Origin of the sequence: Sulfurimonas sp. hsl 1-7 (assembly GCF_030577135.1) — a bacterium.
Taxonomy (GTDB): Bacteria; Campylobacterota; Campylobacteria; order Campylobacterales; family Sulfurimonadaceae; genus Sulfurimonas; species Sulfurimonas microaerophilus.
Map to the genome: position 1 here is coordinate 298,486 of NZ_JAUIRR010000003.1, position 24,292 is coordinate 322,777.

At 38.8% G+C, this 24,292-nt stretch carries 19 protein-coding genes; 2 read left to right on the plus strand and 17 right to left on the minus strand.

The window, feature by feature from the left end:
• Positions 1 to 2: 2 nt before the first annotated feature.
• From QWY88_RS08070 to QWY88_RS08085, 4 genes are read right to left on the minus strand one after another with little or no spacing between them, the layout of a single operon-like run.
• Entirely contained in the window at positions 3 to 1,172 is a 1,170-nt protein-coding gene (locus QWY88_RS08070) for an efflux RND transporter periplasmic adaptor subunit (RefSeq protein WP_304545880.1), read from the minus strand.
• The gene (locus tag QWY88_RS08075; RefSeq protein ID WP_304545881.1) at positions 1,169 to 2,389 is read right to left on the minus strand and encodes a TolC family protein; all 1,221 of its coding nucleotides are present in this window, start codon (positions 2,387 to 2,389) and stop codon (positions 1,169 to 1,171) included. The genes QWY88_RS08070 and QWY88_RS08075 overlap by 4 nt, the downstream gene beginning before the upstream one ends.
• Positions 2,390 to 3,613 carry an ArsS family sensor histidine kinase gene (locus QWY88_RS08080; protein WP_304545882.1) on the minus strand — a complete coding sequence of 408 codons (1,224 nt, stop codon included), beginning with the start codon at positions 3,611 to 3,613 and terminating at the stop codon, positions 2,390 to 2,392.
• Positions 3,614 to 4,285: a response regulator transcription factor gene (locus QWY88_RS08085; protein ID WP_304545883.1), complete on the minus strand. Its 672-nt coding sequence runs from the start codon at positions 4,283 to 4,285 to the stop codon at positions 3,614 to 3,616. It lies immediately after the preceding gene.
• A gap of 172 nt (positions 4,286 to 4,457) precedes the next feature.
• Here QWY88_RS08085 and QWY88_RS08090 point away from each other — a divergent pair, with 172 nt between their 5' ends.
• Positions 4,458 to 5,168: an EF-hand domain-containing protein gene (locus QWY88_RS08090; RefSeq protein ID WP_304545884.1), complete on the plus strand. Its 711-nt coding sequence runs from the start codon at positions 4,458 to 4,460 to the stop codon at positions 5,166 to 5,168.
• A gap of 33 nt (positions 5,169 to 5,201) precedes the next feature.
• Here the strand turns inward: QWY88_RS08090 and QWY88_RS08095 are convergent, their stop codons facing one another.
• From QWY88_RS08095 to QWY88_RS08115, 5 genes are all read right to left on the minus strand, one after another.
• Positions 5,202 to 7,190 (minus strand): DUF805 domain-containing protein, encoded by a 1,989-nt coding sequence (locus QWY88_RS08095; RefSeq protein WP_304545885.1) that lies wholly within the window; start codon positions 7,188 to 7,190, stop codon positions 5,202 to 5,204.
• A gap of 127 nt (positions 7,191 to 7,317) precedes the next feature.
• Positions 7,318 to 9,483, minus strand: coding sequence for a GNAT family N-acyltransferase (locus tag QWY88_RS08100; RefSeq protein ID WP_304545886.1), 2,166 nt, complete (start codon positions 9,481 to 9,483; stop codon positions 7,318 to 7,320).
• Complete coding sequence (locus tag QWY88_RS08105; protein ID WP_304545887.1) at positions 9,480 to 11,786, minus strand: efflux RND transporter permease subunit; 2,307 nt, start codon at positions 11,784 to 11,786, stop codon at positions 9,480 to 9,482. Before QWY88_RS08105 ends, QWY88_RS08100 begins: the two co-directional genes overlap by 4 nt.
• Positions 11,787 to 13,367 carry a hypothetical protein gene (locus tag QWY88_RS08110; protein ID WP_304545888.1) on the minus strand — a complete coding sequence of 527 codons (1,581 nt, stop codon included), beginning with the start codon at positions 13,365 to 13,367 and terminating at the stop codon, positions 11,787 to 11,789.
• Positions 13,368 to 13,375: 8 nt separating this feature from the next.
• Positions 13,376 to 14,137 (minus strand): outer membrane lipoprotein-sorting protein, encoded by a 762-nt coding sequence (locus QWY88_RS08115; protein WP_304545889.1) that lies wholly within the window; start codon positions 14,135 to 14,137, stop codon positions 13,376 to 13,378.
• Positions 14,138 to 14,414: 277 nt separating this feature from the next.
• Between QWY88_RS08115 and QWY88_RS08120 the strand changes: the two genes are divergently transcribed.
• On the plus strand, positions 14,415 to 15,137 hold the full coding sequence (locus QWY88_RS08120; protein ID WP_304545890.1) for an EAL domain-containing protein: 723 nt from the start codon (positions 14,415 to 14,417) through the stop codon (positions 15,135 to 15,137).
• A 401-nt stretch (positions 15,138 to 15,538) separates the two neighbouring features.
• On the opposite strand, the gene QWY88_RS08125 is transcribed toward QWY88_RS08120, so the two are convergent.
• The 8 genes from QWY88_RS08125 to QWY88_RS08160 form a co-directional block, all read right to left on the minus strand.
• Complete coding sequence (locus QWY88_RS08125; RefSeq protein WP_193113497.1) at positions 15,539 to 15,862, minus strand: transcriptional repressor; 324 nt, start codon at positions 15,860 to 15,862, stop codon at positions 15,539 to 15,541.
• Between the two features lie 14 nt (positions 15,863 to 15,876).
• On the minus strand, positions 15,877 to 17,112 hold the full coding sequence (locus QWY88_RS08130) for a cytochrome-c peroxidase (protein WP_304545891.1): 1,236 nt from the start codon (positions 17,110 to 17,112) through the stop codon (positions 15,877 to 15,879).
• A gap of 9 nt (positions 17,113 to 17,121) precedes the next feature.
• Entirely contained in the window at positions 17,122 to 18,447 is a 1,326-nt protein-coding gene (locus tag QWY88_RS08135) for a hypothetical protein (RefSeq protein WP_304545892.1), read from the minus strand.
• The gene (locus QWY88_RS08140) at positions 18,428 to 19,324 is read right to left on the minus strand and encodes a sterol desaturase family protein (RefSeq protein WP_304545893.1); all 897 of its coding nucleotides are present in this window, start codon (positions 19,322 to 19,324) and stop codon (positions 18,428 to 18,430) included. The genes QWY88_RS08135 and QWY88_RS08140 overlap by 20 nt, the downstream gene beginning before the upstream one ends.
• 3 nt (positions 19,325 to 19,327) lie before the next feature.
• Positions 19,328 to 20,401 (minus strand): imelysin family protein, encoded by a 1,074-nt coding sequence (locus QWY88_RS08145; RefSeq protein ID WP_304545894.1) that lies wholly within the window; start codon positions 20,399 to 20,401, stop codon positions 19,328 to 19,330.
• On the minus strand, positions 20,401 to 21,759 hold the full coding sequence (locus tag QWY88_RS08150; RefSeq protein ID WP_304545895.1) for a di-heme oxidoredictase family protein: 1,359 nt from the start codon (positions 21,757 to 21,759) through the stop codon (positions 20,401 to 20,403). The genes QWY88_RS08145 and QWY88_RS08150 overlap by 1 nt, the downstream gene beginning before the upstream one ends.
• A 12-nt stretch (positions 21,760 to 21,771) precedes the next feature.
• Positions 21,772 to 23,151: an imelysin family protein gene (locus tag QWY88_RS08155; protein ID WP_304545896.1), complete on the minus strand. Its 1,380-nt coding sequence runs from the start codon at positions 23,149 to 23,151 to the stop codon at positions 21,772 to 21,774.
• Between the two features lie 217 nt (positions 23,152 to 23,368).
• Entirely contained in the window at positions 23,369 to 24,292 is a 924-nt protein-coding gene (locus QWY88_RS08160) for an FAD:protein FMN transferase (RefSeq protein ID WP_304545897.1), read from the minus strand.

The following is a 24,292-nucleotide window of genomic DNA, read 5'->3' on the forward strand; positions in this document are numbered from 1 at the left end:
AACTATTTACTACCTATGATCACTTGTGTATCTTTTGCCAATCCGCTTTTAACAATTGTATAGACACCGTCACTTTCCCCTAACACTACATCTTGTGCTTTAGGTTTACCGTTTTCTAAACTCCAAACTCTCTCCCCCTGAGTATTTTCCATAGTTTCCGATTTTGGAGCATATCTTAGTGCCGCATTAGGGATAGTAAGTACCTGTTTAAACTCCTGCGTTTTTATCTGTGCAGTTGCCGTCATCCCCGGTCGTAAAAGCAGATTGTCATTATTTACCGCCACAATCGCATTGTACGTTACAACCCCGTCAACTATCTCCGAGTTAAACTGCACTTTGGTGATCGTTCCGCTAAAAGTTTTTTTCGGGTAGGCATCAACGCTAAACGTCACGCTCTGCCCTTTTTGTACCTGGCCGATATCTGCTTCATCGACACTTACAGAAAGCTCCATCTTTGCCAGATTTTCTGCGATCGTAAAAAGTACCGGAACCTGCATAGAGGCAACAACGCTTTGTCCAACATCTATGCTGCGATCCAAGATAATCCCCTCAAGCGGCGAGTGTACAACCGCTTTACGCAGATCATCCTCATTAGACTGCAGGTTTGCTTCAGCTTGTAATACCAGCGCTTTTTTCCCGGTATAACTTGCACTTGCAAGATCATAGGTAGTTTTTGTCGCATCCATCTCTTTGCTTGAAGGGTAGTTACCGCCCGTTGATTTAAATAATGATTGTGCACGCTCATACTCCACTTTTGCATTATGAAGTGAAACTTTTGTGTTTTCAAGATCTGCTTTTGCAACAGCTAATGCCGCTTTTGAGTTTCTCACCTTTGATTCTAGTTTAGTAGTATCGATTTTGGCTAGAACCTCCCCTTTTTTTACATGATCGTTAAAGTCAACATACACTTCTGTAATCGTTCCTGAAACCTCAATACCCACATCAACGGTATTTGTAGGTTCCAAGTTCCCTGTTGCCGAAACGGTAATCACAATATCTCTAGATTTTGCTGCTTCTGTTTTATACTCGACCCGTTTTTTTTCAGGCATAAATTTCATCCCCGCAACAGCCCCGATAACAACTATTAGACCTAACCATATAAGCCAGCGTTTCCATTGCGATTTTTTTGTTTTATGCACACCTATAGTCTCTTCTAATGACTGCTCTTTCATAATTGTTCCTTTGTATCTCTTAGTGCAAAATGTAATGTAGCAAGGGAGAGTTGTATATTTATTTTGTTTATCTCTATCTCCAGTTTTGCAGAGTTGATAGAGTTTTCTAAAATCTGCACGTCGTATCCTGTTTTATACCCTGTTTCAAAAGCTTTTTGCGTGATCTTTTTCAACTTCGTATAGAGTTCTAAGTTCTCTTGTAAAATTTTGTTTACATCTTGATAGCGCTTGATGCTTAGAAGTGTTTTTTTATACTCCAGAAGCTCTTCTCTTTGGGTATCGTTTGTTTGTGCTTTTTGCTCTAAAAAAGAAGCATACATCTCCTCTTTTGCTGCAAAAGTGTTGTAATCAAGCGGAATATTGAGCACTAAGCCTGCACTGTAGAGTGTACCGTTTTGATTTAAAACAACGGCACCGCTGTCATAACTTGTGTAGGTCGCTTGTGCATTGAATTTTAAAGAAGGAAGATACTCAGCCATCCCTTTTCTATAGCTGTCGTAAGTAACACTGTTTTGTTGTTTTGCCATGGCAATATTATAGTTGTTTTTGGTATAAGTTTCCTCATCGATCAATGAAAATGTTGGCAAAGAGATGGAGTCTGCCGCTGCTTCCGTGTATTTTTGCAATTCCAACTGCTCATTTGCAAGTGTCTCCTGCAAAAGTACGTAGTTTGTCTGTTCAGTGTTTTTCTCCATCAAGGCATCATTTAAAAGGGTGATGTCGATATCGCCAAGTTCGTACTGTGTCTGTTTTAAAAAGAGTGTAATCTTTTTGTTTTCGATCAAATACCCACTCTGTTTGAGCTGAAGTTCATACTTTTTAATGCGTAATGCCGATAGGATGATCTCTTTTTGGTAGTTTTTATGCTGCTGCTCTAGTGAAAGGGCATCGTAATTGTACTTGTCATTAGCATACTTGATCGTATAGTAGATCCCGCCCGAGCGAAAAAGGTTTTGTGAAAATGAAGCCGAGAGTTGTGAAAGTCCGCTTCTTGTGTTTGTTTTATCTGAGTACTGCTGTGTATGTGAAGCGGAGAGATTAAGAGGTGAGAGCCATTCGTAACGCTGTACCTCTGCTCCCGCTTCTATGCTTTTTTGCTTTTGTTTTAAAATACTGTTTTTATCTTCCGTCAATGCTACATCTTCGGCATTAGCAAGAGTAAAAAAGCTGCTCACACCAAAAAATAAAACAACAAATAATGATGGTTTGACACTCATCTATTTCTCACTTTTTTCAATTTTAAAATAGTTCATATTATTCTCATAAAAGTATTGTAACCTATATCCCTGTTTATTCAAGAGGTCATTGACTATATAAAGTCCCAAGCCCAAGCCCTCTTGGGATGTTTCAAATCCATCCCCTTTAATAAATGCCTGGGTATAGTGTTCAAGGGGATGCTTTAAGATCTCCCCTTCACTACTAAAACAGATACTCCCCTCTTTGTATGAGATAAAACTATTTTTACCGTGCTTCAAAGAGTTGTCGATCAAATTTTTAAATACAATACTCATCATATCAAAATCACAATCTATTTTTTGTAAATCGACATCATTTGATAAATTTTTTTCAATATAGAGCATATCTTTTGCATGATCAATCAACTCAATAATAGGGTACGACCTCATCTTAAGCTCATAGTTGCTCGAAGAGAACTTCTCTACACTTGCCAGCTCTTTTACCAACATCTCAAGGCGCTCAAAGATATTGTTTAATATCCTTTTATTTTTTATATCCGCCATCGCAGCTATCAACTTCCCTTTTGCGATAGGGGTGTTTAACTCATGCATAATATTTCGTAAAAAAAGTTTGCGGGAGTTTTCCATATTGTGCAGTTTCTGTACACTTTGATAAAACTCCTGATAGAGTATGGAGATCTCGTCTTTTTTTTCAATCTCCAGTTTTTTAATCATCTTCCCCTCTCCATACGCTTTGATCTGCTCACGCATCATCTGAATAGGGGAGATGCTTTTTCTCACAAAATTATAAAGTATACTCAGCAGTAACATCAATAAAACCATAACGGTAGTTACAATCGGAAAATGTTTACTACCCTCCTCTTTATCTTGAAACAGAAACTCTACACCATTCCGTTTGTACAGAATATATTCCCTCTCTTTATATGAAAGAGGGATCATAGGGGGTAAAAACTCGGGAGTTATGTTTGGCGGGTGTCTTTGTATCGCATTGGCCATCACCTGTGAACGCATTGGTTCCTCAACAACCTCAAGCCCTTGTGAGAGTGCTAGTTTATGTAGGGTTTGTGTCTGAGTTTTCCACTCATCTACCGAGAGTGCTTTGGCAATATTGGAGAGTCGATCGAAAAGATCGTGTCTTTGTCGCTCCGATTCAAAATGAAATGTAAACGAGGCGATCAACAAGAGTGCCAAAAAAGCAATTGCGAAGATCATATTTATTTTAAAAAGTATAGAGTGTCTTTGCATCTAATCTCCGATATACTGATACCCGACACCGCGTATCGACTTTATAAACTTTGGTTGTTTCACATCATCGCCAATCTTTTGACGAACCCTTCCGATGATCACGTTTATACTATGATCACTGCTTTCCCACTGAATTGCATTTACGCTGTTGACAATGAACTCTCTGCTTACCACCATATCTTTGTGTCTTATCAAGAGTGTAAACAGCTCATACTCTGCCATGGTAAGGTCAAGCAAAACCTCATCTTGATATATTTGAAACTTTTGTTCATCAATACGAAAAGATGATTCTGTAGAAGCAAAAATATTTTTTGCACGTTTTATATGGGTTTTCATCCTTGCAACTAACTCTCTTGGATCGTAAGGTTTTGCTACATAATCATCGGCTCCTGCGTCAAAACCCGTCACTTTATCATCTACGTCAGCTCGAGCTGTCGAGATGATTACAGGCAAAAGAGGATGGGCCTGTTTGATCTTTTCACATAACTCCAGACCATCCATCTCAGGCAAAGAGAGGTCTAAAAGTACAAGGTCAAAATGTTGCGTTGAGAGTTTATCCATGGCAGATAAAGGGGATGTCAAACTAAAAAGGTTAAAACCGTTTTTACCCAAGTACTGCTCTAGCAGTTGGATCATCTCCTCATCATCTTCTATCATCAATATCTCAGCCATTATTTTCCTACATCTGTTTTATAGAAAGCATTTTATCTTATCTGCCATTATCAAAAACAACTCGTTTACTTTTGTTGATATTTCATAGGGCTAAAAAGAGCTGTTTTGGTTCATAACGTGCTTGTCACTCACACGATCAATTTGATCGTAAATTTACCATAAAGGATATCTCATGAATGTAACTAATTCTAATCAGATGCAGAGTTATACACAACAGATGCAGATGCGACCACCAAACGCAGATGAGATCTTTAGCAAAATTATGCAGGCTGTAGATAGTAACGAAGACGGCTCTATTAGTTCAGATGAGCTAAGTGTTCTAAATGAAGAGCAACAAGCACGTCTAACACAAGCAGATAGTGACGGAAACGGTCTGATCTCAGAAGATGAACTCTTAAGTCAGATTGCTGATCATATTGCTTCAAAAGAACAGATGAAACAAGGTAAACCGGGTGGCATGGAGATGCCGAGTGTCGAAGAGTTACTCACTCAGATTATGCAAGATAGTGATACCGATGGCGACGGTGTTATCAGTGCTGAGGAGGTAAGTGCTCTTGATGAAAGACAACAAGAAAAACTTGCTCAAGCGGACACAGACGGCGATGGTATTATAACGCAAGAGGAGCTTTCAACACAAATCAGTGCAGATATGCAGTCTCGCGCAGATATGCCACCACCACCTCCGCCTCCATCACAAGAGATGACAATGAACAGTTTTAAAGATATGCTTGTCTCTGCCGTAGAATCAGATTCAGATGAGGATGATACTACCGATACAGCTTCACAAATCCAAGATTTTCTTATGAATCTGGGACTCAGTGAAACAGAGAGTAATAACATTCTATCTTTACTTGAGAACAAACGATTTGATGTTACTGCATAAATCTTTAGGAGGTCTTTTTACAGACTTCCTATATTAAGAACGTACTAATCTTCCTAAACTGTAGTATCTTTTTGTAAGTCTGCCTCTAGAATCCCAGTATTTCCAGTAGCCGTCTTTTTTACCGTAAGAGTATTTACCCTCTTCTACTTTTTTACCACGGTACCAACGTTGATAGAGTCCACTACGTTTGCCGTAGCTATATGTTTCTAAGTTCTTTAATTTCCCGGTAGAAGAATCATAATATTTTTGCACACCGTCTGGTTGATTGTTAGAGTAATTTTTTTCATGGACTAATACCCCTTTATAGTTCCAGCTTTTAAATACACCGTCTTTATCACCGTTTTTATAGTTTTCTTCACGAGTTTGTCGTCCCGAAGAGTAATCATAAGATTTTTGTACACCGTGTTTCTTGCCCATAGAGTAGTTATTTTCGTATCTCAGCAGACCTTTACTGCTCCAGCTTTTAAATACACCGTCCTTTTTACCATCTTTATAATTTTCTTCCGAAGATGCACTTCCGTCACGGTTATATCTTTTAAAAACGCCGTCTTTTTTCCCATTTTTATAATGCTCTTCACGCTCTAAATAGCCGTCATAATAACTCCAAACTTTAAATGCACCATCTTTTTGTCCATTTTTATAGTTCTCTTCACGATAAGACTTGCCATTTCTGTACTTTTTGAAAACACCGTCTTTTAAACCATTTTTATAATGCTCTTCATTTTCCAGTTCTCCTTTAGAGTTCCAGCCTTTAAAGGCACCATCTTTTTTATCAGCTTTATAGTGTTCTTCTTTTACAAGCTTTCCAGTATAAGTGCTATAGTATTTAAAGGCACCGTCTTTTTGACCCTCTTTATAGTTCTCTTCAAGATTAAGTTTGCCGTTATATTCAAAGACTTTAAAAACACCATCTTTTCTATCCAGTTTATAATTTTCTTCAGATATTAATACACCCTCTTGAGTCCATCTCTTAAAAACACCGTCTTTTAGGTCATTGTTATAATGAGCTTCAAGCTTAGGTTTACCGTCTGCATACCACTCAAGTTGTGCACCGTCTTTGACCTTGTCTGTCATGTATGAAACATAACTTTTATACTCTATAGAAGTTTTCGCACCGTTTGATTCCGTAACTGTATATGTATAGTGCATAAAAAATGCAAAATAGATAGCAGGTATAGCCGCAGCTAAGAACACACCTACACCTATTGCAATTTTTTTCTTTGTCCCTGGCGACATCGGAGGCTTATTTGCTTTTTCCTGCTTGATCTTCTCTTTTATCTCTATCTGCTGCGCCTCTACGTTTTCAAGAGCTTCTGCCTCAGGAGAACCTTTTACAATAGGCATACCATGCGCATTTTTCGCTACACAATACATGTTACCAAGCGGTTTAGTCCCTACAAAACCGTTAATGATAAACACAATAATAGGACCGACAAAAGGGATGAAGTTAAGCAGCCACATCCAACCAGAGAGATTTGCATCGTGAAAACGTTTAATAGAAGTTACTAAACTCACCCAGAACATTACAAACCATGAGATAGTAAATATTACCGAGATAACCATCCCCAGACCTATTTTATTATCTACACGGCGTGAGACCTCAGAAGCGGCATCTCCATTGAGTACATTTGTAGCCATATCCGCCATACCTTTAATGACAAAGAAGTACTCCATCATCCACAATGCTATACTTAAAGCGATCAGTGATACAAATACTTTCCACCACTGTGCACGTGTATAACACCCTTTCGCTGAAAAAAGTCCCCCCGGTTTAGATAACACATACTCAGTAGCCGGACCGTTTGAGATATGAACATTCTCTACCTTTGGAGTTGTTGCATTTAGCAGATATACATCTTGTGCACTCTCTCCGTCTTCACTTAAAAAGTCTACCTCTTGCCCCTGATTTAATGCTCCGTCACCGCTAACATCCTCTTTTGTAAACGTATAACGCTTACCGTCCTCACCGCTGATTACCCCCTGCAGCTTCTCTGCATCGTAAAATAATATGTTTCCCTTCATATTTTCCCTATGTATAAAATAAAATTATGATAATTTACAAAAAAAAGCCATAGACTTACCCCTGATTATTGAAAAACTTTTTATAAAAAATTATTATGTTACTTTTATTAACTTTTTTTTCGTCCGCCTATGAAGCTTTAACGATAAGTCCTTCATTAAGGGCTTGTTTACTATACAACTCATGTTCCACACGAACAACTGTATCTTCAATATTCTCTTTCTCTTTATAAAATGTTGTAGCATAATTTGACGCTGTTTTAATCGATGCCTGTAACTTGCCAATGATTGTCTCTAAATCATCTTCAGATACGTTTTTCAAAACCAGTGCATACTTTTTCTTATCCCATTTAATGATCATGTCATCATCTCTTAACGATTTTTGGAGTGCTTTTGCAACTTTTACAACCATAGTATCATCTACCTCTACACCGCAGAGTTCTAACATAACAAAAGCAAAATTGGTATCTGTTTTTCTCTGATACTTCACTACCAGATTCATCTTCTCGTAGAAATAACTTCTATTATATAGACCCGTTAAACGATCCGTTACTTTTAACTTCTCATAGTTCTCTATGTAACGCTTTCTCTTATCCTTTTTCATACGGGAATTATCTGCGATAATAAACCCCTCAACAACACCGAAAAGCCCTTCATTAACACTAAAGTCAAAAAAGCGCACAGCCCCCTCTTCATAAAGCTCCGTGTATTGTTTAAAGAGTGTAGGGACAGATGTATTTAACTCTTTAAGATACTTTTTCAGTACTGTAAAACCATCTTTATATGAGAGTTCATTAAAAAGTTTGTCGAACTCTTTTTTGTCCTCTTCACTCATTTCATAAGGAGTTTTTGCCTGCATCATATGGCTTGTACATGCAAAATGTTTTGAGTAAAAATACACCAAGGCCGCTACCGCTTTTTTTGGAGTATCTGCATTGATCGTTACCGTACCGTAAGTGTGTTTTATCTTCGGATTATATGCCAGATAGGCTCCAACCCCCTGCCAGAGATTATCGAGCGCTCTCGTACTCCAATATTTAGGCTGCACAAAACTGCGTCCAAGCTCTACGGAGTTCCCGCAGTACTCTTTAAAATCCTCACTGAATGTACAAAGATTGTAGGTATAAAGTCCTGCACGCCCTTTGTCTTTAATGATATCTTCACACTCGCCGATTCTATACGCTCCCACAATCTCCAGCTCATCGTTATCCCAAAGGATCAGATGCTTATAGTACTCATCGTAAAGGTCATTATCGTGTGCCTGACCCGTTCCCCCGCCGATCGCACGAAACGAGATCTCACGCACGCGCCCGAGTTCACGCAGAAGAAACGGAGAGTGTTTTGCATCTGCTAAGATAATCGACTTCCCATCAGCCGTATCTCCCAGATACTCTGCTCTTTGCACCTCCTCTTTGAGCATCTTTTTATTTTTCGGAGCTCCGATTGTGATCTCCGTTTTTAAGATATCCCCTTTGTTGCTCTCTAGAGTGTAGAGGTGTTGGTAAAACATCTTGATATACTCATCGGTTGTCACCTCTTTATTTGTAAACGATTCGGGCGGAATAACTTTTCCGATCGTAAAACAAAGCGGTTTTTGTTTTGCAGCATTGACAAACTCTCTCATGAGTAGCAGAGCCGAAATTTTATTCGGTAAAAGGAGTGAAACAAGATAAAAAGGGAGTGAATTGCTCCCTTTGATTTTGATCGGAAGTATCGGTGTTTTTGTTTTTTGCGCAATTTTAAAAAAGCTTGCTTTCCAAGTATCATCTTTAAGCCCTTTTACAAATGAAAAACGGTTCACATATCCCGCAGGAAAAATGATCACGGCCTCCTCATTCTCTAGCGCTTCGTTAATAGCTTTTAAGCTCCCTTTTGTAATCCCGCCTGTAACATCAACCGGAATCCCCCAGCCAAACCCTTTTGAGATCTCATACATCATGGAATTAATAAGCAGTTTTACCGTTTTGTTCTCTCTTGCATTTGCAATCAGCTGTACCAGTGAGAAAGAGTCTTGCATCCCTGTTGGATGGTTTGCAATAACTATAAGCCTCCCCGTTGCAGGGATGTTTTTTAACTCTTGGGGTTTTGCAGTGTAAGTTATATCAAGCCCATCTAACAAATTGTCTGTAAAATCCAAACCCTTTAAATGCTCTTTGCCTCTATCGATCTCGTTTAAACGCTCTTCGCAAAACAGTTTTTGCAAAGAGCTTATAGTTAATTTTCTTCCCCAAACAGGTAACTTTTTCATCTGTTTTGAAAGGTTTGCATCCACTAACCCTTTTACATCCATTATCATTGCTTTACCTCACATAAAAAACTTCTTTTTTTCCCGTCGTATCTGCTTAAAATTGCCGGCAGCATCACAAGATCTACAACCACTGCGATCACAAGAGCAATTGCCGTGATGATCCCGAAATTCACATTTGGCATAAACTGCGAAAGGCTGAAAATAGCAAACGCCAAACTCAGCACTATCGTCGTAAACACGATTGCCAAACCGGCAAACTCGATCGTATATGCAAGAGCACCTAGAAAATCCAGCCCTTTTTCGCGCGCCTCTTTATACTTTATAAGAAAGTGGATAGTATCATCCACCGCAACACCGATGATGATGGCGCCAGATATTGCCACACCTATATCTATGCTCATCCCAAGCCAGCCCATCACTCCGATAACAAGTATGATTGGTAAGACATTAGGGATGATAAACAGTGGAATCATACGGATATTTCTAAAGATAAGAAGCATTACAAACGAAACAACTACAATAGCTAAAACGATAGACTCCACAAGCGTATCGGTCACATCATGCTGCATATGGGCAAACATCGCCGTCTGCCCGTTTACCTCTGCAGAGTATGGTGTGTTTTTCCACCACTCCTCTACCCAGGAGATCATCTCCAAGTCAAGCGAGGTGTCCACCACGTTTAAAGAAGCAGTCACACGCAGACGCTGCTCATCTACATCCATTTTATCGTTAATCTCCATCCCTTGCGGCAATGAGAGTGAATACAAAAGAAGATACTGTGCGATCAGGTTTTGATCGTTTGGAATCTGTTTACTCCCCTGCATCACATCATTAAACTTCTTTACCACATCAACCAGTGAAGAGATGTGTCTTACATCTGCGTATCTTGTTTGAAACTCATTTGAAAACTGCTCAACTTTTTTCATAAATGCAGGGTCTTTTATCCCGTCTTTCTTTTTAGAATCTACCACTATCTCATATGCCATAGGACCTGTAAGCTTCTCTTCTATAAAATGGATCGTTTGTTTGAAAACCACATCGTCACGTAAATATCTGATCGTATTTGAATCGACTCTCAGCTGAGATATTCCAACACCGATAAGGACAAATATAAAAAGAGTAATCGTTAAGATCTGCAGATCGTATCTACGGATAAATCTCGCATAGTTTTGGGCAAAACTTCCCAGTTTTTTCTCTTTTTTCGTAACCTTTTTCACTTTTACTTTCGGATTGATAATAGCTAGAACTGCAGGGACGAAAAATATCGTAATCACAAACGCTAAAAGTGCGGCATTTGCAGTCGCTATCCCTAAAGTTTTTATGGGAACAATCTCGGAGATTGCCAAAGAGCCAAACCCTATGGCTGTTGTGATTGACGTTAAAAAAGTTGGTAAAAAGTTTTTCTCCAAAGTATAAAATATCGCCTCTTCATTGTCTAGCTTTTGACGTCGCCCCAGTAAATAGATCCAGTAAAGGTGCATCGCATCGGCTATCCCTATTGCGATGATAAATATAGGCATATTTGCTGTAAAGTTATTGAGTTTAAACCCGAGCAGTATCTGGATAGAGAGCACCGTCACAAATGTAAAAATAACAACCGCTATGCTTAAAAGTACCCCAGAGATACGTTTAAATATAACCCATAAAAGGAGCATCGCTATCAGTATCGCTAAAGGGGTGTATGTTGTCGCATCGTGTTTACCGAGTGAACTAAATGTGGCATTGAGCGGTGGGCCTCCTGCCAATCGGAAATGAAAACCTGTTTTTTCACTCTCCTCTTTCACATAGCCGTTTACTAAGTCGTAGATGATCTTTGAAGAGCCAAAATACTGGCTTGCTTTAGGTGTCAGGCGCCCTACGATCATAGTTGTCGTAGCATCACCGTTTATCAGTTTACCTAGCAGCATATCCTCTTTAAGTGCAACATCCTTTTTCTCTTGGAGCTGCTGCAAAGACAGGAGATCGAGATCTTCTATAAAGTTCTCGATCACAATCTCGTCTGGATACTCGTCATCTTTATGGATATACTGGTAGTTTGTAAGCGAATCTACACGGGCAATAAAACGGGTCTCCCAGAGCATCTGTGTCAGTCGCTCGATCGAAGCCAGAGCCTTTTTATTAAAGACACCCTTTTCATCTTCCAAAATAATTACTATAGAGTCATCATTTCCAAAAACTGAGCGGAACTTGTCAAACTTCGCCAAGGCTTCGGAGTCTTTTCCAAACCAAATACGGTACGAGCCGTCAAACTGTACGTTTTTAAGCTGATAGCCGAGTATAATCGTTAAAAGAGGTATGAGAACAACAATCCACCAACGGAACCTGATAATATTTTCAACAAAGCGCTTCATCTAAAAATAGTACCCCGCTTTTACGCTCATACGCTTTTGTTTCCCCATACGCTTGAGTGCTGTCTCATAAGTGTCTGAAGGTTCACTCTGACGGTAGTCAAGATGGAGTTTAAAAATATCGTTGATTCTACTTTCGTATTTTATGTAATACACCTGCTCATCATACTCTAAGTCAAAGATAGCCCCGCCTACAATGCTCGCATCGTTTCCTTCGTTAAAACTGTATCTTGCACCGATAAAAAGATCGTTTTGAAACACCTCGAAAAGCTCTATATCCGTGTAGATATCACTCTGTAAAGCACCGTATCTGTAGTACTCTGCTAAAACCCCGAGATCTGCCTCTTTATAAACCTGTGTAAAAGTGTGCTCGACACCTAGTCCTAAATGGTAATAATCAGAGATCAGCTCCTGATCCAATACATCTGCATACACAGCTTCAAGTTTATACAAAGTAGAGTCAACCACAAGTGTGTTGTATGTTATAAATTTATTCACATAATAAGCATTCTCATACACCTTATACTCAGGTGCTACGGGAACATTGTAAAAGCGCTGAGAATCATACCCGTGCTCAAAAATGATCGAATAATCTAAAGCATACTCACCATCGCCGCTTCCTGAATATTTTAAGTAGATACTCGGGCTGTTTTGAGACTTTGTAGTTTGCAGATCACTCTCATACGTAATCAGCTGGTTTGTAAAAGGATAATAGACATACGGATATGCCGGCATCTTTCTATTCTCTTCGTAGAACTTTACGATCGCAGAGATCTCGGCATCATCGCTGTAGTATGTATATGCCATATTCCACGAACCCATTTTGTCGTTTTCGGTCGGATCAGAGCGGAAATCTCTGAGGTTAAAGACGTCCGTAATATTTTTTACCTCTAACGCACCCCAGAATCTGATATTCTTCCCGAAAAAGAGTTGTGAATTTTCAAAATCATATGTACCGTACAACTCTTTTACACGGAGATAGCTTCTGTCGTTATGTGCAGCACTTGCTTTTAGATCATAATAATCTTGTTGTCCGCGCAGTTTCATAAACGCCTTGAAACTCTCTTTATTGTATGCCGCTTCAAGCTCTGCCGAAGCGGTATAGTTATTTGCATGTTTCCCTGAAGGATGTGAGATGTATGTTTGCGCCGCTAAATTCACATGCCCCTGAAACGTCACGTCTTCTAAAAATGAACCTTCCTCGAGTTCTAGCAGCTCTTGGTCTTCATCCTCTTTCGTAGCGTTTAGTTCTATCTCTGTTTCTTGCTTCTCTTCAACGACGGCTATAGATTTTTTCGGTGCAAAACGGTACTTGTAAGTTGTTACGATCATAGATTGTTTGTACTTTTTTTGAAACGCTTTATGCTCTTTTTTCGCCTCTCCATACTTTTCAAAACAGCCACATCTCACCGCATTTACGTGAGAAAATTCAAACAGCTTACAAGTGTTAGGATATTTATCTGCTTCAAACTCATAAGAGTTTTCTTGCGGTATGTAACTCAGAAGCTGCACCGAATAACAGGTCTCTTTATCTTTTGCAACCAAGGCAGTGATGATCAATAAAAATAGAACTAAACTACGCATCAAAACTCTTAAAGGCGGTTGTTCTTAAGAACGCGTTTATGAAAATCTTTGGGTTTAAGTCCTGTTTTTATCTTCTCATTTTTCCAAACTAACAGTGTCTTTTTATCGTTTTGGTGGTTGATCATAGTCATTTTGCCGACTCTCCACACACCCGATATCTTTTTATAGTTTTCAAAAAGTGCAGTTTTTAAAAGCTCATGCTTTCGATCGTAATAGTCAACTTTTTTGATAAGAAACGTTTTTGGATCAACCCATGAGACCTGCTTTGTATAGCCTGAGTATTTACTTTTAGGTTTTCTCTGCACCTCATACATCTTTTTCCCATTAAGTGTAACGAGCTTTGCGTCGCCTTTGAAGATAAACTTATCGATACTAAAAGAGCTTAAGTCCTCATAGGAAAATTCACTCCCCATAAATGAGCCCGATTTACTCTTGGATGCTATACGTTTCACACGTTTAAGGGCCGGGAGATAGAGCCATTGATCGTCATCTTTATTTACGTGTTCATAGTTTAAAAACTTTGTCCCTTTGACATCGGCAGGTGAAAGGAAAGTCATTAAAGACTTGTCCCCTGAATCGTTTTCTAGTACAATCATCTTCATTTTTCGCTCACGCTTTTGAGCACTTGCATTGATCAAAGTCATCGTCATTTCAGAAGATGAATCTTTAAATCCACTCATTGCAGCTTCACTCTTTTTTGCCACATCTAAGTTGCTTATTGCCCATAAATTGATCGACAACATACCTAAAACCATCAGTTTTTTCACCATAAAAAACATCCCCCATTAAAAAGTGAGTCAATGGTATCATCATGAAAATTGGATGAAACTTAATTAGTGTCAAAAATTAGAAAAAATTATGATAACTTTGTGATATGTTTCTTTTTTGACATTATTTTTTCTTATAAGATAACCCTCAATAATGTTTCTTATAAGAGTTCCTTGATAAAGATTTTATATTTGATAGTAATTATCATTATAATATATATTAAAGGTATAAATAGCTAGTATTTTGATATTTATTATCAAAACAGTAAGGAGTTTTTATATGAAACCAAACCTCACACTCCCTCTTTCTATCATCTTAAATGAAAGTTACGGAGCTTCTTATGAACCTATTATAGCTCTTGATACAATGGAAGTTTACGGATATGAGGCATTAAGCCGTTTTCGCCACGAAAATAAAACGATACCGCCTGATCAATTCTTTAGTGCAATCCATGACGATGCGGAGACCTTTTTCCATTTTGAATCGATCTTAAAACGGTTTCAACTCGATAACCGACCGCAAGGATACAGACTTTTTCTCAACCTTGATCCCCACGTAGTTTTAAACAACGATCATGTAGAGTACTGGGTGCGCCTTTTTACTACACACGCAGATATAGAACTGGAGATCATTGAGAACTCTGATGATCATAACCTGCCTCTCATTGAGGAGTTTATGGGATGGATGGATCAGCACAATATCTCTTACGCTTACGATGACTTTTTAAAACCGGATACACTCTTTTTTACCTCGTTGTTTCACCGGGCAAAAACTATCAAGCTTGATCTTGACGTGATCCATAAGATCAAAAAAGATTATACCTACATAGATGTAGCAAAAGGGATTGTAAATTATGTAAGGAGTTCAAAACGTTTGAGCCTGCTTGAGGGGATAGAGACAATAGAGGATATTGAAATAGCCAAAGAGCTTGGAGTTGACCTGATTCAAGGGTACTATTTTCAAGATCAGTTTATCAAAAAATGGCATCAGGATATTAATTGATAATGAATATCAATTCTATTTAAGCTTTCTTTCGTTACAATTTTGATATCAATTATCAATAAGGAAAGAAAATGTTTGAAATAGAAAATAAAAAAAACATTGTAAAACTTAGTGGCAAACCTTGCTAAATAAAACTTTATTGTAACAACTTAAAAAAGGAGGTTATATATATTAAAAAACTAATGATAAATACAAGAGTGACATACATGAAGATTTTATGTCACGGCATCTATTTTTATGAAGGTTGTTTTGCTCAGAAACATCAAATAGATGCCAAATCAGTTATAAACGCGGCTATTTCTCCTAAAATACATAGTCAAAATTTAGTTAATAAAATTCAAAAAATTCAAGGCTATTTGCATACCTCTCATACAAGGTATGCAAATCTTTTCTCACTTTATCTATTGTAACACCTCAACTTCATCACAATCTACATCTTTTTTCAGCAGATACCCTTTAGGTATTTTATTTACCGTAATAAGCAGATCAAGCTCTTCAAAAAACTTTATGTGTCTTGAAACTGTCGCATAACCTGCACCTACTCTCTCCTCTTTAAGTTTTTTAGAGATAAACTCTATACTTACCGGATAACTTTGCGCATGTAAAATTTTCAGTACACGCTCACGTTGATCGGAGTAGCGCAGTCTGTTTTTCTTGATATGATCATAGATAGAAGTTCTAAATTTTGTTAAACTAGCTCGCCCTTTAGCACTGATATATAACATCTATTTTTCTCCTTTTAAGGTGCCAACGGTTCTAAAAGATGCTCGTAACGTTTATCTGTCAGAGTTCTTAAGAATGCTTCAAGAGCGCGTATCTTCTCATCACTTAACGCTTTTGTATCGCTCAGCTTTTCATGGTTGATAGTTGCATTATGATCGTTTGCACCCCAAGCTTCAAGTGTCTCAGGATTTATCGGATGATCACCTCCTCCTGCCATATGATCGTAAAACTCGAGTACTGTCCTTAAGTTTTGAAATACTCCGTTACTCATATACGGTGCAGTGATTGCCACATTTCTAAGAGTCGGTACCTTTGTTTTTCCATAATGAGCAGGATCACTAACAGTTCCTCCAAGTCCTAAAAATGTTGCATTTGCATCTTGAAGTCCTAACTCTGTACGTCTCTCCATCGCTGTAACATTTCTCGGCGTGCCTATGTTTTCAAACTCATAGTTGGTAAAAAGCTCATGCTTGGAAGCTTCGCTTTGAGAGTTCAGTGTATGGCATAGGGCACAGTTTGTATTGTTCTGCGAGAAGAAAAGGGAGTACCCGAGTATCTCGGCATCGCTCCAGCTATCAGCTTCGTAACACTCACTTGTAAGTCCACCGTTTTCCTTACACTCCAAAAAGCGATCGTACTTGGAATCAAATGGTGCAAACAGCTCCGTTTTTTCAAACTTTCCGATCGCCTCACGCATCGCCTCATAAGAGCTATTCACATCATCGAAAATATCTGCACCATACAGTGTTTCAAACACCTCTATATATTGCGCGTTCTCCTTGATGCGATCGATTACTGCACTTTTATCGCTCATCATCATCTCCGCACTGTCAAGCGGTGGTCCTCCTGCTTGAACACTCAAAGTTGCCGCACGACCATCGTGAAACTGTCCCCCTATATATACACCGTTTTGCTCTGAAAACTCAGGAGAAAACTGTGCATAGGCAGCTGTCGGGGCATTGCGTCCCCCAAGACTTAGCCCGTCATCACCTACAGAGAATGCTCCGTGGACAAAGATACTTTGATCAACACCATCCTCTGCATAACGTGCATCTACAAATCCGTGCTCTGGATCGTGACACGTTGCACAAGATGTCCCGCGGTTTAATGAGAGGTTTTGATCGAAAAAGAGTTGCGCGCCCAACTCCTCTTTTGTGATGCTTTGCTGAGCGGGTGTCTGCTCACCGCCGCCACCGCCGCAACCGCTAAGTACAAACGTTGCCGCACTTAATAAAACTACAGAATACTTCATCATATTTCCTTAGAAAATAAACCCTAAAGATAAAGCAAAAGAGTTTTCATCGGCAAGTTTTGCATCAGCTCCGTAGTCTCTCATCTTATAGTTTGATTTAATCACTACACGAGGATCCGGATAGTATGCGATTCCTCCAGTGTATTCGAAAAAGCGATTGTTATCCACATATTGTGTTTTTGAAGATGCATCCATATCAAGACGCTCAATTTCACCTACAAGGTAAAACTCTCCAGGCAGTTTAAAAAGATTAAAGATGTCATACCCTAAAGTGATATACTGTCCATTTACACGGTTTGAGATACCTGTATTTGGCAGTTGATCGTAATCTCCACCTAAAGCTCCGTAACTTGCAAGGGTCTGAATATCAAAACCGTTCTTTTTATAAGAGGCATGTATCTCAGCCATTGTGATTGTTACATCCGCATCACCTGTATGTCCTGTCGTAGTCCCAGGCTTACTCTCCTCTGCAATTCCAGAAGTTCCGTAAAGAAATGAACCTCCGATATTTACTCCGCTGCTATGATCATACGAAAGACGTGTTACAAATGAAAAATCATCCGTAAACTGGCGAGCTCCTAAGCGTCCCTGCTGTATAAAAGTACCTTCTGTAAAACTTCCTGCATCGGGAGATGTAACTACACCTGCGTAATATTCAAAATTGTCAATCGTACCGTGTGCAAGTACACCGTTTGTATGCCAAGTTGAAGGGATAATAAGTGTCTCAACTGCCGGACGATCCGCTGTTAGAAACGATGTCGGTTCGTGGTTCAGGTTTGTAAGCCCCATCGGTGTAAGTATATGCCCTACACGGATATTGAAACTCGGATCAAGTAAAAAATCTAAGTATGAGAACTCTACGATCGCATACTTGTAGTTTTTAGTATTGTCGCTTCTAGCCCCTCCGTCTTCAAATTCAATCTCCGTATTCATAATAATGTAGTCGTTAAATTTGTAACCGATGTAGGGTACAAAACGAACAATGTTAAACTCCCCTTTATTACGGGTTTCGTTTGCAGTATCACTTGAATAGTTTTTAAAGTCGTTGTATTTCGTATATTTATACTCTCCATATCCCCCTATGCTCAAGCCGTCCTGTGAAAAATAAACTTTCGATGCAGCACCACCCATGGCACTAAAGCTTTCATACTCTTGCACATCTTTGTAGTTCAGTGCACTTAACTCATTCAATATAGATTCATTTGTAGAACTCTGCTCACTTTTTATCTGCTTGATCTCTTTTTTTAATAACTCTAACTCTTTTGCTAACTCTTCGTTTGTAGCTCCATATACCAAGGCGTTACATACACCTAAACTAAGCAATATTTTTTTCATATTTTTCTCCATTTAAAATTGATACAAACGGCTCATATAAAACTTCTAAAACCGTTGTATGTTTCACATCTGCACCGAAAACCAGTTTCGATGTAGATTGTGTGACGTAATATGTTTTAAACATCTGATCCCAGATACTCAAAACACTCCCATAGTTTTTATTCATACTTTTTTTTGCATGATGCAGCTGGTGTAAAAAAGGAGAGATCACAACTCTCTCTAAAACTCCGTAACGAAGCGGAATGTGAGAGTGACGCAAATTACTCCCGGCTATCCCGAAAATAAATGTGATCGCATTTACTCCTGCTATCTCCACTACGCCTATATTTGCACCGAAAAAGTAGATAAATATCCCCGTAACTGCCCCTACACCAAGAGCGTAACGGAGTCCAAAAAGGATATTTTCCACCGGATGGACACGGTAAAAAGTAAGCGGGTTTAACACTTCAGCCGAGTGATGCACCCTGTGAAACTTCCAAAGCAAAGGGGACTCATGCATAAAACGGTGAAGCCAGTAACGTGTAAAATCGTTTACAAGAAAAACACTCAGCGTATATCCGATCACTACCCAGAGTTTCTCAACACTGAAGCGGATATAACCAAACTGCTCCTGTAAAAGAAACACCGTCTGGAGTGAAATATCTTTTGAAGAGAGTATAAAAGGTAAAATCAACCCTATTTTTATTGCACTCACAACTACAAAATAACCGTAGTCAAGTTTTGCAGAATGATGCAGCAATACCCCTTTTGTAAAGTAGTTTTTTATCTCGGGATTAAAACGAGTATAAATAACTGCGATCAACAAAGCACTTAACAGATAAAGCCAATAGATTCTCTGTGAGGCAGAAAAAAAGTACTCAACTCCAAGATACTCCATCTTCTAATCACCGTCTGCTTCAATAATATCTTGTGTAAAATTGAATGCATTGATAAGTGCCGTATAGTTGTTTTGCAATGCATTCAGATCAACATAAAGAGCATATATTTGCTCATCTGTCAAACTATTACTCAAAGATGTTTCTATATTTGCACATATAGTGCGGAGTTCTACAAGCTTACTCTCAATTGCCTCAATTTCACTCGTTGCACCCCCTATAATTGCAAGCTCTTTAAATCCCGATTCTAAAAGATTTTGATGTGCTGCTAAAATAGAGTCAATTGCCTCTAGAGAGTATCTGCTGTTATAGTACTCGAGCCTTGCTGCATCGGGGTCATCTTTATACTTTAGAGTAAAACCGGCACCCTCGCCCACACGCCACTCTTTTGTTTTGTATGCCGAATCTACAAGCTGATTAATAACTATGCTGATAGCGGTATCGCTATCTTCTAAAAATGCACTGTTTTGCTCATAAAACTCATTGATAGTTTGCAGATTGTTTGCAATGTTTTGTGCCATGATGATAGCCGCTTGTGTGCGTCTTTCATCGAAACTTGCCAAGAGCGTAGTTTGTTCTTCATTAACGCCAAAAAGTATATACTCTAACGCAGTTATACTTCTATATGAGTTTTTCACAGCAAGTGCATCGGCAATAGGATCACTGCCTGATAAGATCAGATCAAGTTCAGCCACAAGTTCACTGTTTGTTATAGAGTGAAAATACTCCAAATAACGGGGAGGGTCTTGCATAATGTTTTCATACTCATCCGCTACATAAAGTGCTTCAACTTTTTTATAACTACTTACAAGTTCAAGAAACTTCTCTTGGGAATTTTGCAAATCTGCTGCAGAGTTATTCACATCTTCAAGTAATACTGCAAGCTCTTGTGCTTGCGTATATGTCTGGTTTGCATCTTGTTGTAAAAGTGCATATATAGAACTCAGTGAGCTCTCTATATCCGAAGTGAACTCTCCGCTCTTTAGCCCGTTTTCACCATCATACCCATTATCGCCGTTACATCCGATGAAAAACAGCATCAATGTGAGTGCACTTATTATTTTCAATCGTAACTTCATTATATTCCTTTTAAAAACTCTAAAAGAGTCTCTCTTTGTTTTTTATCTAGCTGTCTAAAAGCCTCTTTCTGAGCCTGTGCCTCGCCTCCATGCCATAAAATAGCCTCAGAGATACTTTTTGCACGTCCGTCGTGTAAAAGATTCAATTCACCTGAGACCTTTTCATATAAACCTATCCCCCAAAGCGGCGGTGTACGGAACTCGTTTGCCTCGGCTTTAAAAATAGTGTGCCCGTCACCAAGTCTTTCACCCATATCATGGAGTAAAAAATCGCTGTAAGGGTAAATCTCAACCCCTTTTCGTGTCGTAAAACTATCTACATGACACTTCACACATCCAAGCTCATTAAAGAGCTGTTCTCCCTTCTCAAAACCGCCGGTTTTTCTCTGAGCGGGAATTTTAAGTGTTTTGAGATAGTAAGTGATCGCATCGAGCCTTTCCATCGGAAGGTCAAACCCTCCACGCCCTTTTGGAGCTTTTAAACACTCCTCTTGTTTATCCGTGCAGTTATCACTTGGATAGAGTGGGTTTGAGAGCCCCATATCGTTATGAGCTGCATTTGCACTCTGGTGTTTTACGGTAGCCGAGGCTGCTTTCCATGTAAAGCGTCCAAGTGCAGTTGTATTTGTCTCAGGGTTATATACCCAGTTAGCCTTGCCGGAGATCCCGTCTTTATCTTTATCATCAATATCTTCGTTTTTTAGGATCTCTTCGGCTGCAATATCTTCAATAGCACCGAGTCCAATAAGAGCAAGGGCAATATGCGGTGCAACATTGGCATCCTGCTGCATGGCACCGTATTGCAAGTTTTTTAGCTCATAATGAGGCTCATGGAGTGTATAGGTCTCACCGTCTTTAAAGGCACCTTTTCTCTCTACATAAGAGAGTGCTGCACTTCCCTCATACTTTACATCACTCACCCCATTAAAACTGAGCTGTCCTCCATAAGTAGGTTCTGGGATAAAACCGTTTCTCAACATCAAGTCATTATTAAGCTTTTTTTCTGATGGAATCGAGAGACGCATCACTAACGATCTGTGAATATTTCCATCTTTATCAAGAGCTATCCCTGCACCGTTATGCGGATGGCAATGTATACAAGTGTTTGCAGAAAATAGAGGTCCTAAACCGTCACGAGCCGTAGTTGCCGAGGGTGCTTCCACCCACGGGATTTTAAAGAAACTTTTTCCAAGAATACGGTAATCCTCATCCTCACGGGAGAGTTTTACCGCTTGAGTAAAAACATGATTGCTTTTATCTTGTGTATAGATTGCAGTTGTATCTTTTGTTGTAGTATCGCTGCTACAAGCTGCAAATAAAAATCCAGTTAATATTAAGGTAGTTGTCACTCTCGGCATAACTATTATTCTTTACTTAGCTACGTCTGTTTCTTGGGAATCAGTTACGTCATCTTCACTAAGTGTGATTCCAAATGTAGCAGCAACATCTACCATCATGTCACCAAGATCACGCATATCATAGTGTGCATACTTCACATTTTGCTGGTTAACATTCCCATTTTTGATCTGATAATCAAAGTGGTAATCACTTTGTGCAACACTATCAATAGTTGCTACTCTTGTGTCTATGCTCGTAATCAACTGATCAATAGTTGATTTGTCTGCGTCACTTAGTTTTGAATAGAAGCTTGTCCCTTTAGAACTCTCTTTATATACTCCTTTTAAAACATTTACAAAACCTTGATAGTTTGTTGCAATATCTCTGTGTGTATTATCTGAAAAACATGAGTGTTCATCCTCTTCACTTGGTGTATATACCGCTACTGCCATACGCTCATTTGCCAGTTCAGACTTTATAAATACACCCATCCCTGCAAAAATATCTCTAAGTGCATCATCAGCAGCTATATTTTTGGCTGTATCATCACCGGTTAACTCACCTAAAAGTGCCCCGCGGTAACATCCAACACCTGTTGTACAATTTGTCTCAGAGCTCACCCATGCTTGAAGAGTGTTGTTAAGATCCTCAACTAAAAGATCAGATGCCGCATCAAGATAATCTAAACGGCGCTCTGCATTTACAGCTGATGTAAAGTCAGTTAATGGACGTTCACCTGCTACTAATGCACCGTTTGTGACTGTGTCATTTACAAATGAGTCATAGTCTTGATCTTGTCCCCAAAGTAAAAACTCAATCGCATGGTATCCCGTTGCAACATTTGCATCCCCACCGTTTTCATTTAACGCAGCTAGTACCTCTTTTGTAATATTTGTTACATCAACAGAGCTTGCTTCACTTCCACTTGGTGTAAACACTCCTGCCGTATCTATAATATTTCCGCTTGTTATATTCCCTTCAGCATCAGTTGTATAATCGATCATATTCTCATCTAAAGGCCATGCATTCATCTGTCCTTCAGGTGCACCGTATAAACTTAATACCCAACCGTCTTCTGCATCAACAGGACCGTTTGAGAGACGAAATATTTCTGTTGTTCCGTATGATTCACGAGCACTTAGCCATGCTTGTTTTGTGGCATTAAAATCAGCTTCTGATTTTGAAACTTTAAAATTATCGATCGCTGTTTGTAATGCGATCGCATCATTTAAAGCATCCGTATAGTTTGCAAGAGCAATATCTGCATATGTTGTAAGTACCTCTTTTTTCTCTACCGCACTGATAGCCGATGCAGATGTATCTGAAGTTGTAGAGCCTCCACCACCACATCCAACAAAAGATAAAGCACTAACAAGAGCTAAACTTCCTACAATTTTTTTCTCCAATTTCATCTTATTTCCTTGATATTGATATTGATTATCGAAATAGTACCAAAACTAAACTTGCGCAATCTTTATATTGATAATCGTTATTAATATAAAGTTAAGTATTGATGAAAAATTTTATATATGTTTGGATAAAAGAGTAAAGTTAACTTGATGAAAATGATTGTATTTGGATTATAATTAATGTAGAATTTTTAGATCTTGTTACTCTGACTATGCACTATTATTGTTCAATGATCGTTGCATATTCTTCAAAGTTTTTACTTATGATGAGCTTTTTATCTGTTGTAATTAAGATATACCCTAAAGGTTTTTCATCTAAAAACTGTTTTGCAAGGGTATAAGGCATAACTGATACTGCCGTTGCATAAGCATCAAGATCACTACTGCTAAGCTCAGAGATCAACGTAATAGAGGCAAAAGTTTTTTCACTTTGACGAAGATATGGACTTATTAGATGGTTGTTTTTTTGTGAAGCAACATAGCGGCGATAGTTTCCACTTGTAGTAATCCCGCTAACAGATTTTTTGGTTTCTATATCAAAAAGTTTTCCTTCGCTAAAAGGATCCTGTACACCAACTTTACAAATCCCTATACAGCGAATATCTCCGCTTGCAGCCACTATCGCTTTTTTCACACCTTTTTTTATAAAAAACTCCGTTACTTTTTGAACACCGAACCCTTTTCCCATACCACCTAAATCGACCTTTATCCCTTTACTTATCTGTGCAGTTTCCTGATTATATTTTAAACCTGAAAATCCCACTTTTGCAGCTTGTAATAATAGAGGATGTGGGATAAACTCTTTGTTTTCCCCAAAGCGGTAAAGATCCTTTGTGATCGAACCTATAGTGATATCAAAATAACCGTATGTTGTTTCATAGTAATCTTGTGAAAGCTTTAATGCCTCATAAGTTAAGGGGTGAATTTGTACAAAGTGCCAATAATTGAGTTTATAGATGTCACCTTCAGCTTTATAAGAGGAGAGTGCATAATCAACTTCACGGATAATGGCAAAACCATCATCGATCAACTCTTGGTGATCATCTACAGTGATACTTACAAGTGTACCCATATGGACCTGCGTACGGGTTTGTGCAGATAAAGCGATACACAAGAGAAGAAAAATCAGACCAATTCGTTTCAA